This is a genomic window from Flavobacterium sp. R1_16, assembly GCF_057652095.1.
This window is the reverse complement of sequence record NZ_JBYFCG010000001.1, coordinates 1,006,127-1,016,882: the sequence shown is the minus strand read 5'-3', so window position 1 is coordinate 1,016,882 and position 10,756 is coordinate 1,006,127. Positions and strand designations below refer to the sequence as shown.

At 33.2% G+C, this 10,756-nt stretch carries 12 protein-coding genes; 1 reads left to right on the top strand and 11 read right to left on the bottom strand.

Annotated elements, in window-relative coordinates; genetic code table 11:
* Positions 1–107: 107 nt before the first annotated feature.
* Complete coding sequence (locus AC23L6_RS04455; RefSeq protein WP_487562114.1) at positions 108–779, bottom strand: DUF4294 domain-containing protein; 672 nt, start codon at positions 777–779, stop codon at positions 108–110.
* A gap of 181 nt (positions 780–960) precedes the next feature.
* Here AC23L6_RS04455 and AC23L6_RS04450 point away from each other — a divergent pair, with 181 nt between their 5' ends.
* The gene (locus AC23L6_RS04450; RefSeq protein ID WP_487562115.1) at positions 961–2,049 is read left to right on the top strand and encodes a M42 family metallopeptidase; all 1,089 of its coding nucleotides are present in this window, start codon (positions 961–963) and stop codon (positions 2,047–2,049) included.
* 86 nt (positions 2,050–2,135) lie between these two features.
* On the opposite strand, the gene AC23L6_RS04445 is transcribed toward AC23L6_RS04450, so the two are convergent.
* From AC23L6_RS04445 to AC23L6_RS04400, 10 genes are all read right to left on the bottom strand, one after another.
* On the bottom strand, positions 2,136–2,519 hold the full coding sequence (locus AC23L6_RS04445) for an ankyrin repeat domain-containing protein (protein ID WP_487562116.1): 384 nt from the start codon (positions 2,517–2,519) through the stop codon (positions 2,136–2,138).
* Positions 2,520–2,682: 163 nt separating this feature from the next.
* Positions 2,683–3,111, bottom strand: coding sequence for a hypothetical protein (locus tag AC23L6_RS04440; protein WP_487562117.1), 429 nt, complete (start codon positions 3,109–3,111; stop codon positions 2,683–2,685).
* 83 nt (positions 3,112–3,194) lie between these two features.
* Positions 3,195–4,067, bottom strand: coding sequence for a succinate--CoA ligase subunit alpha (gene sucD, locus AC23L6_RS04435; protein WP_487562118.1), 873 nt, complete (start codon positions 4,065–4,067; stop codon positions 3,195–3,197).
* Between the two features lie 86 nt (positions 4,068–4,153).
* Positions 4,154–4,516, bottom strand: a complete 363-nt coding sequence (locus AC23L6_RS04430) for a nuclear transport factor 2 family protein (protein ID WP_487562119.1) — start codon at positions 4,514–4,516, stop codon at positions 4,154–4,156.
* Position 4,517: 1 nt separating this feature from the next.
* Positions 4,518–5,447, bottom strand: coding sequence for a UDP-3-O-(3-hydroxymyristoyl)glucosamine N-acyltransferase (locus AC23L6_RS04425; RefSeq protein WP_487562120.1), 930 nt, complete (start codon positions 5,445–5,447; stop codon positions 4,518–4,520).
* 12 nt (positions 5,448–5,459) lie between these two features.
* Entirely contained in the window at positions 5,460–6,023 is a 564-nt protein-coding gene (gene efp / locus AC23L6_RS04420; RefSeq protein ID WP_487562121.1) for an elongation factor P, read from the bottom strand.
* A gap of 64 nt (positions 6,024–6,087) precedes the next feature.
* Positions 6,088–6,873, bottom strand: a complete 786-nt coding sequence (lpxA, locus tag AC23L6_RS04415) for an acyl-ACP--UDP-N-acetylglucosamine O-acyltransferase (protein WP_487562122.1) — start codon at positions 6,871–6,873, stop codon at positions 6,088–6,090.
* Between the two features lie 74 nt (positions 6,874–6,947).
* Positions 6,948–8,336, bottom strand: coding sequence for a bifunctional UDP-3-O-[3-hydroxymyristoyl] N-acetylglucosamine deacetylase/3-hydroxyacyl-ACP dehydratase (locus AC23L6_RS04410; RefSeq protein ID WP_487562123.1), 1,389 nt, complete (start codon positions 8,334–8,336; stop codon positions 6,948–6,950).
* Between the two features lie 3 nt (positions 8,337–8,339).
* Entirely contained in the window at positions 8,340–9,368 is a 1,029-nt protein-coding gene (gene lpxD / locus AC23L6_RS04405; RefSeq protein ID WP_487562124.1) for a UDP-3-O-(3-hydroxymyristoyl)glucosamine N-acyltransferase, read from the bottom strand.
* Between the two features lie 127 nt (positions 9,369–9,495).
* On the bottom strand, positions 9,496–10,731 hold the full coding sequence (locus tag AC23L6_RS04400) for an HD domain-containing protein (RefSeq protein ID WP_487562125.1): 1,236 nt from the start codon (positions 10,729–10,731) through the stop codon (positions 9,496–9,498).
* Positions 10,732–10,756 lie beyond the last annotated feature (25 nt).

The window sequence follows — 10,756 nt, the reverse complement described above, 5'->3', positions numbered from 1 at the left end:
TACTTGCTCCTTCAGAATGTAAAAGATTACCTCACTAAAAATCTATTTTAATTGGAGTTCGATGAACTTCGTTTGTAGCAAATAGAAGGATAAAGCTACTGAGAAAATTAATTTTTATTTTTTGCTTTTTGTTCCCAAAAATCTGATAAAGCATCGTAATCTATGGGATTAGCTGGCTCTTGTTTGGCTAATCTACCTCTATTGAATGCTCTAAAAAGTATGGTTTCTATGAGATAATCTTCATTGACTTCGTATGGAGCATAACCCGTTTTAAGATTTATATCGAACAATCGTGCCGTATTATTAGACCAAAATGCTTTCCATCCGCTTTTGTAATCTTTTATTAAATCATAAGTAGTAGTGCCGGTTTGGCGATGGATGAGTTTAACTAAAATTTGCCCTTGCTTGCGAGATAATTTTTTGAGTTGAGCTGTAAACTCATTTTCCATATAATTTTCTACAATTTTAAAATATTTTCTTTTCTCCTTTGCCGTTTTTAATTTGTCCATTGTTTTATTCATAGAAGTAAGTCGGTCTGAAGCAATTCTAGCAAAAGGATACGTCTTATAGACTCTATTTTGCAACAATAGAAATTGTTTTTTACTTTCTGGATCTAGTTTTTCTTTAAAAATGACCACCTCTTCCAATAAAATAGGCTCGGTTATAGTATCATTTTCTTCTAAAACGTAACCCATTTTAGTGGTGTCTTTTTCAATAATTTGCGCTTTAACACTGCTAGAAATTAGAAGTAAAAACGATATGCATGAAATCAATTTCATATGTTACAGTATTTTTGTTTTTTTTAAGGTCATATGGTATCGCCTTATCTTCATTGGTGTTTGTCTAAAACAAACTTTTTGTTAGTAGCGATTTCATAGTGAAAAAATTTAAGTGTCAAAATTATACATTATATATGCAACTGTAATGCCAAATTTTTAATTTAGCAAAAAAATATATTTTATGAGCACAGAAAAAATATTAAACCAATCTTCGATTACTTTTTTAGAAAACTATCTAAATAATGCTTCTCCAACTGGATTTGAGGCTGAAGGACAAAAATTATGGATGGAATATTTAAAACCTTACGTAGATACTTTTATAACAGATACTTATGGAACGGCTGTAGGAGTCATAAATCCAGATGCCTCTTATAAGGTAGTTATTGAAGGACATGCTGACGAAATTGCTTGGTATGTAAACTACATTACTGATGATGGTTTGGTATATGTGATTAGAAATGGTGGTTCAGATCATCAAATTGCGCCTTCAAAACGTGTCAATATCCACACCAAAAAAGGTATTGTAAAAGGAGTTTTTGGCTGGCCTGCAATTCACACCAGAAATAGAGATAAAGAAGAAATTCCTAAAACTAGTAATATCTTCATAGATTTGGGATGTGACAATAAGGAACAAGTTGAAAAGCTTGGAGTTCATGTGGGATGTGTCATTACTTATCCTGATGAGTTTATGATTATGAACGAAAATAAATTCGTTTGTCGTGCCATAGATAACAGAATGGGTGGTTTTATGATAGCAGAAGTTGCACGTTTACTTCATGAAAACAAAATAAAACTACCTTTTGGATTGTATATCACAAATTCTGTACAAGAAGAGGTAGGGCTTCGAGGAGCTGAAATGATTACTCAAACCATAAAACCTAACATAGCTATTATTACTGATGTGTGTCACGATTCTACTACTCCTATGATTGATAAAAAAATTGAAGGTGAAGTGAAAATTGGAAAAGGACCGGTAGTTACTTATGCGCCGGCTGTTCAAAATAATTTAAGAGAATTAATTTTAGATACAGCTATTGAAAAACAAATTCCCTTTCAACGACTAGCCTCTTCCAGAGTAACAGGAACGGATACAGACGCTTTTGCTTACAGTAACGGAGGAGTTGCCTCAGCATTGATTTCACTGCCTTTAAGATATATGCATACTACAGTTGAAATGGTTCATCGTGAGGATGTTGAAAATGTGATTCGTTTAATTTATGAATCCCTCTTAAAAATTGAAAATGAAGAAACCTTTTCGTATTTTAAATAAGAACTAATCGAAAAATTACGTTTTATAAAACACAAAAAGAGCATCATAATATGATGCTCTTTTTTTTCTGATTGATGAATGAGATGCTATTTTGATTGTTTTAAAAGAGCTATTACATCAGTTGCAGATGATAATTCGGCATATTTAAGAGCAGTATACCCTTTTTCATCTTTAGTATCTATATTTGCTCCGTTAGCCAGTAGAAATTTGATAATTTCCACTTTATTATAACGTGCGGCTAACATTAAAGGAGTCATTCCATTTGACTTTTCATTGACATCAGCACCGTATTCCACGAATTTTTTTACAATATCAATTTCTCCTTTGCTAATAGCGACACATAAAGGTGTTGGAGAAACATCATTAATTTGTCTCAATTCTAATGCTGTTAAAGAACTAACATTTGTTGCTGAAGCGATTGTTGAAAACGAAACTAAAGCAATGCCTAAATAAATAATTGATTTTTTCATACTAATTGATTTTTGATTGATGAATATTAATTTATTGAGTAGTCGCTAAACAAAAAAAGTCGTTACACCAAAAATTAATTTTAACATTTATTTATCATATCAACATTCTGTAAATCAGTCGGAAAAACTAACGAAATGCAAAACCTATAAAATTATGATTTTATTAAAATGCTACATTCCATCTAGGCAATTTGGAATTTTCATCTAAAAAATTTTGTAAAATACTCCCTTCAATACTAGTTGGAATGGATTTTGTTTTAGCATTGAATGTTTCAAACAAAAAAACTTCTAATAATTCAATTTTTTCTAGTTTCATCTGAGTTGGCCATGAATATTTACGCCCAGTCTTAGCAAACTGATGTCCATTTACAATTTTATCAAATAAACCTCCGTTTTTACTTTTAAGTGTTCCATCATTTTGAACTGTCCCAGTAGAACCTACCATAATCAATTCTTTTTCTTCTCCATCAACAGTGTATACTAAAAATAAGCCACTACCGTTTTGAGGAGCATTGCAAACCTCTTCAAGATTATCATTAATTGTAAAATTAAAGCTATTGTTGGTTTTAAACTTTTTTAATTCTTTGTACATCTTATCTATTTATATTTATTAAAATAAAATGCCTCACTATAAAAGTGAGGCATTACTACACGTTTCAAATCGACTGTTGTCAATTATCCCATTATCTCTTTTACTTTTTTTCCAATTTCAGCTGGAGAATCTACTACGTGAATTCCACATTCTTTCATGATTCTCTTTTTAGCTTCGGCGGTATCATCTGCACCTCCAACAATAGCTCCGGCATGTCCCATTGTTCTTCCTTTTGGAGCAGTTTCACCAGCGATGAAACCAACTACTGGTTTACGATTTCCATCGGCTTTAATCCATTTAGCAGCATCAGCTTCCAATTGACCGCCAATTTCACCAATCATGATAATGCATTTAGTTTCAGGATCGTTCATCAATAATTCTACTGCTTGTTTGGTTGTAGTTCCGATAATTGGATCTCCACCAATTCCTATCGCAGTTGTGATTCCTAATCCTTGTTTTACTACTTGGTCAGCAGCTTCATAGGTTAAAGTTCCTGATTTAGAAACGATACCTACATTTCCTTTTTTGAAAACGAAACCTGGCATAATTCCAACTTTTGCTTCTCCTGGGGTGATTACCCCTGGACAGTTAGGTCCAATTAATGTACAGTCTTTGCCTTTTATATACTCGTATGCTTTAATCATATCGGCTACAGGAATACCCTCAGTAATTGTGATGATTACTTTTATTCCTGCCTCGGCAGCTTCCATAATAGCGTCTGCTGCAAAAGCTGGTGGGACAAAAATTATTGTTGTATCAGCTCCTGCTTTATCAACGGTATCTTTAACAGTGTTAAAAACAGGACGGTCTAAATGAGTAGTTCCTCCTTTACCCGGAGTTACACCACCAACAACATTTGTTCCGTATTCAATCATTTGTGAGGCATGAAAAGTACCTTCACTTCCTGTAAATCCTTGTACTATTATTTTAGAATCTTTATTGACTAAAACACTCATGATGTATTTTTTATTGTTTTTTTTTAAATAATGATGCAAAAGTAAGGTTTTGAAATTTACTTCTGAAGTTTTTTTGCCAAATAATTTTAAGAAATCTGACTCATTTGATAGCCTCTAAAAAGTTTGCCGTCTTTGACTTCCCAGATTACCATAAAATGAGCTAATAACATTTCCTCTCTAGGATTTTCGATAGTTTTTATGTAATGAGAATATCGAACGGTAACGAAATTTCCTTCCTTGAGAAGATGACTTATTCTTGCTTTTGAGCGAACATAGGCCTTACTTAACTCATTTGCTAATTTCAAAATTTCTGAACGTTTCATTTGAACATAACCTTTACTACTATTCCACTCTAAAATGACATCAGGATGTAGAAACGTATCCATAATTTCACTATTGATTAGTGCATCTGATTTATAAAATTGTTGAACTAGTTTCTTAGCAGGCATATTATTTTAATTTATTTAATATTTCAGGTATTTTCTTTATGTTGGCTAATTGTTTTAATTTCTCTCTTGACTCTTCAATAGGAGTTCCAAAGTAGGATTTACCACCTTCAACTGATTTAGTTACACCTGTTTGTCCCATAATTACCGCTTTGGAACCAATAGTAATTCCACTAGTAGTTCCTACTTGACCCCATAATGTCACCTCATCTTCAATAATTACACATCCCGCTATTCCTGTTTGCGAGGCTATCAAACATTTCTTACCTATTATAGTATCATGTCCAACGTGTACTTGATTGTCTAGTTTTGTTCCTTCTCCAATGGTTGTATCGCCAGTAACCCCTTTATCAATGGTACAAAGTGCTCCAATACCTACATTGTCTTCAATAACTACTCTTCCCCCAGAAACGAGTTGGTCAAAACCTTCAGGTCGTTTTTTATAATAAAAAGCATCAGCTCCTAGAACCGTTCCTGCATGAATAATTACATTATCTCCAATTATAGTATGGTCATAAATAGATACATTAGAATGAATCAAACAATTCTTCCCTATTACTACGTGATTTCCTATGAAAGTATTAGGCTGAATTACAGTTCCAAATCCAATTGATGCCGATGGAACGATGGAAACATTGGAAGCTTGAAAAGGCTTAAAGTATTTGGTTAATACGTTAAAATCTCTGAAAGGATCGTCAGAAATTAATAATGCTTTTCCATCGGGACAATCTACCTTCTTATTTATCAAAACAACAGTAGCAGCAGATTGTAATGCTTTATCATAATATTTTGGATGATCAACAAAAACAATATCACCAGATTCAACAACATGAATTTCATTCATACCATGAACAGGAAAGTCTTTATCTCCCACAAATTCACAATGAAGTATGTTGGCTATTTCGTGTAAGGAATGAACTTTAGGAAATTTCATCTAGTTATTAAATTATTTAACACGTTCCATGTAAGTACCGTTGGCAGTGTCTATTTTAATTTTGTCTCCTTCATTAATAAATAAAGGCACATTAATAGTAGCTCCTGTTTCTACAGTTGCAGATTTGGTAGCGTTTGTAGCTGTATTTCCTTTAACTCCTGGTTCCGCATAAGTAACCTCTAATACTACTGATGCTGGCATATCTACGGATAATGGCAAATCGGTTTCAGTATTGATACTTACCATTACATTTTCTCCTTCTTTTAATAATTCAGGTGAATCTAAAATATTCTTGTTTAATGAAATTTGTTCAAAAGACTCTACGTTCATAAAATGAAATAAATCGCCCTCTGGATACAAAAACTGAAATTTATGATTCTCGACACGAACTTCATCAATTTTATGACCTGCAGAAAAAGTATTATCCAAAACCTTACCGTTAGATAAACTTTTCAACTTTGTTCTTACAAAAGCTGGTCCTTTTCCTGGTTTAACATGAAGAAACTCTATTATTTTATAAATATCGTTGTTGTATTTTATACACAATCCATTTTTAATATCTGATGTAGATGCCATTATAATTTATGATTTTATATTTGTAATTTATTGTTCTTGAAGAACCTTTTCTATTTAATTTTTATTAATAATTACCCGAATAGCCTTTCATAACTCCTCGTGAAGAATTTCGGATAAAATCTAAGATTTCGTCACGCTCTGTAGTTGCTTCCATTTCGGCTTCGATAATACTAACCGCTTGAGAAGTGTTATAATTTTTTTGATATAGTATTCTGTAAATATCCTGAATTTCTCTTATTTTTTCGGTTGTGAATCCTCTTCTACGCAAACCAACTGAATTGATTCCTACGTAGGACAAAGGTTCTTTTGCTGCTTTAGTATAGGGAGGAACATCTTTCCTAACGAGAGAACCTCCAGAAATCATGGCGTGGTCTCCGATTTGAATAAATTGATGCACAGCAGCTAAGCCACCAATAATTGCATAATTCCCCACTGTTACGTGTCCTGCGAGAGCTACTCCATTTACTATTATGGCATTATCGCCAATGTGACAATCGTGTGCGATATGTGCTGTAGCCATAACTAGACAATTATTACCCAAAGTTGTTTGACCTGAGGCTATGGTACCACGATTTATAGTTACACACTCTCTAATGGTACAATTGTCTCCAATTATAGCCAAAGAATCTTCTCCTCCAAATTTCAAATCTTGAGGAACGGCAGCAATTACAGCTCCTGGAAAAATATTGCAATTTTTACCAATTCTGGCTCCTTCCATAATGGTTACGTTGGATCCTATCCAAGTACCATCACCTATAACCACATTATTGTGAATGGTTGTGAAAGGTTCAATCACCACATTCTTTGCAATTTTTGCTCCTGGGTGTACATATGCTAAAGGTTGATTCATATATTTTAGGTTTATTGTTTATTGTTTGTTGTTAATGGTTTTGTCAACCAAAAACTATAAACTACAAACTTCTATTATTGTTTTTTTGCAATTTGTGCCATCAATTCGGCTTCTGCTACTAATTTACCATTGGCATACGCTTTAGCTTGCATGTGACAAATACCTCTTCTGATTGGGGTTATCAAATCACATTTGAATATCAAGGTATCCCCTGGAAGTACTTTATTCTTAAACTTAACATTATCAATTTTCATGAAAAATGTAAGGTAATTTTCTGGATCAGGAACTGTACTTAATACTAATATTCCACCCGTTTGAGCCATCGCTTCCACAATGATTACCCCCGGCATTACTGGTGCGTTTGGAAAATGTCCTACAAAAAAAGATTCATTCATAGTCACATTTTTCATTCCTACCACATGACTATCAGACATTTCTATAATTCTGTCAATAAACAAAAAGGGCGGTCTGTGTGGCAATATACTCATGATTTTATGAATATCCATGAGCGGCTCTTTATTCAAATCGTAACAAGGTACAAAGTTGCGTTGTTCGATTTTTATAATTTTTGACATTTTTTTAGCAAACTGTGTGTTTACAAAATGCCCTGGTTTATTTGCTATGACTTTTCCTTGAATTCTAGTTCCTATGAGTGCCAAATCACCTATGACATCTAATAGTTTGTGTCTAGCGGCTTCATTAGGATAATGCAAGGTTAGATTATCGAGGATTCCGTTTGGTTTTACAGAAATATTTTCCTTTCCAAAGGCCACTTTTAAATGACTCATAGTCCTCTCGGATATTTCCTTATCGACATATACTATGGCATTATTTAAATCTCCTCCTTTTATTAGACCTTCATCCAATAGTGTTTCTAATTCGTGAAGAAAACTGAACGTTCTGGCATCAGCGATTTCAGACTTAAAATCGGTTATGCTCTTTAAATTTGCATTTTGAGTTCCTAAAACTTTGGTTCCAAAATCGACCATAGCAGTTACCTGATACTCATCACTCGGCATTAAAATGATTTCGCTACCTGTAGCTTCATCTGTATAAGAAATAATTTCTTTAACTACATAAACGTTTCTTCTCTCATCTTGTTCTTCTAAACCAACTTTCTCGATGGCTTCAACAAAAAACTTTGAGGAACCATCCATGATTGGCAATTCAGATGCGTCTAATTCAATGATAACATTATCAACATCACAACCAACAAAAGCGGCTAATACGTGCTCAGGTGTTTGAATTTTTACTCCTAATTTTTCTAAATTCGTTCCTCTTTGTGTATTTACCACATAATTTGCATCTGCTTCAATAACAGGAGAGCCTTCTAAATCTACTCGAACAAAGGTATATCCGTTATTTACTGGCGCAGGCTTAAAAGTTACTTTTACTTCTTTACCTGTGTGGAGACCAACTCCAATGAGAGAAATTTCACTCTTAATGGTTTTTTGTTTAACCATAACTTAGTCTTTATTGTTTATTGTTTTTTTTAAATCTTCGAATTCTGATACAATTTTTGGCAAATTTTTGAAATGAACATAGGATTTACTGAAATCGGTATATCCAAAGGTAGGGCTTCCTTGTAGCACTTCTCCATCTTTTACGTTTCTTCCAACTCCAGATTGGGCCTGAATACGGACATTATTACCTATTGTTAAATGACCTGCAAAGCCTACTTGCCCACCAATCATGCAATTTTTTCCAATTTTAGTAGAACCAGCAACACCAGTTTGAGCTGCAATAACCGTATTTTCTCCAATTTCTACATTGTGAGCAATTTGGATTTGATTGTCTAGTTTTACACCTTTTCTGATAATCGTTGAGCCCATTGTAGCTCTATCAATTGTAGTACATGAACCTATATCGACATAATCTTCGATAATCACATTACCAATTTGTGGAATTTTAGAATACGTTCCATCTGCATGTGGTGCAAATCCAAATCCGTCTGATCCAATAATAGCTCCTGAGTGAATGGCACAAAAATTTCCAATTATCGATTCTGAATATACCTTTGCTCCAGCAAAAATGGTTACATTATTACCAATAGTTACATTATCACCAATGAAACAATTAGGATAAATCTTTACATTATTGCCTATGGTAACATTTGTTCCTATGTAGCTAAAACTTCCAAGATAAAAATTATCACCATAGCTAACCCCAGACGAAATTACCGAAGGTTGTTCTATCCCTACTTTATTATTCTTCACTTGGTCGTAAAATTCTAATAATTTTGAAAAAGCTTGGTAGGCATCCTCCACTTTTATCAAGGTAGTAGTCAATTCATTCTCAGGGATAAAAGTTTTATTTACAATAGTTACAGAGGCTTGTGTAGAATAGATGTAATTCAAATATTTTGGATTCGATAAAAAAGTTAGCGAACCTTCGGTGCCTTCTTCAATTTTAGATAATCTGTATACTTCAGCATTAGGATTACCTGAAACTTCTCCATCTAAAATATCCGCTATTTGCTCTGCAGTAAATTTCATTTTATTGTTATCCTACTTTTATAAGGTTGTAATTGAAAACACTTGTCATTTATTACTTTATTACTCCCAAAAAAGTATACGTGCTAGTTTTTGTTTCGACAAAAATATAAAAAATAGATTTTAGTTGTTACTTTTCGAGAAGTTGTTTTGGATAACAAAGATAATATTTGGTTACAGGCTTAGACAAAGCTTTCAAATTGAGTTGATCTGAAGCTTCGGCAACATCTTCAATGGTTTTGTCTTTTTTCCAAATCCTGATAGGTTCGGCATCTTTGCTATAGGCTTGATTTTTAATCTTACCTTTAAAAATAAAATAGTGCACATCTTGCGGTGAAATGTCACTTTCTTTTGAAAATTGTTCCATTAATTTTTGAATTTCATCTGCTGAGAACTTTTCACTGCTTAATTTTATTTTCAACAAATCTCTATTGATTATCATTTTACTTAGAGAACTTAGTATAAAATCGTCATGATATTGCCAAGCTTTTAATGCTCCTACAACATCATAATCATCCAGCTGTGAAAATTGATGCAACACCGAATGACTAAAATCATTCAACTCCACTTTATTTTTCATGAAGAATTGCAAAGCTTCGCTAGCAGGAAGTACAATGCCTTTTTGAGTTAAATCTTTGGCTCGTTTGAGTACTTTAGTCAAAATAGTTTCCGCTACCAAACTTGTTTTATGTAAATAGGCTTGCCAATACATTAATCGTCTTGCCATTAAAAATTTCTCGACAGAATAAATTCCTTTTTCTTCAATTACCAATACATCATCAACTACATTCATCATTTGAATCAATCTATCAGAATTGATATTACCCTCAGCAACTCCGGTATAGAAACTGTCTCTCTTTAGGTAATCCATTCTGTCCATATCGAGTTGGCTGGAAATCAATTGCAACATGAACTTCCTGTGATATTCTCCTTTAAAAATTTGAATTGCCAAAGCTAATTGTCCGTCAAATTCCTCATTTAGCTTATTCATAAAAAGTAACGAAATCGCTTCATGATTTACATTTTCAACGATACTATGCTCCATAGCATGTGAAAATGGACCGTGACCAATATCATGTAATACAATGGCAATGTACAACGCATTTTCTTCTTTACTAGAAATAGAAACTCCTTTAAAGCGCAGTACCTCAATCGCTTTTTGCATGATATGCATACACCCAAGTGCATGATGAAAACGAGTATGATGTGCTCCAGGATAGACTAGATAGGACATTCCCATTTGAGAAATACGTCGTAATCTCTGAAAGTAAGGATGCTGAATTAAATCGTAAAGTAAAGGATTGGGTATTGTGATAAATCCGTAAATGGGATCGTTTAATATTTTTAATTTATTGATTTTACTCACGAGTATCGTATTTATTTGGAGAACA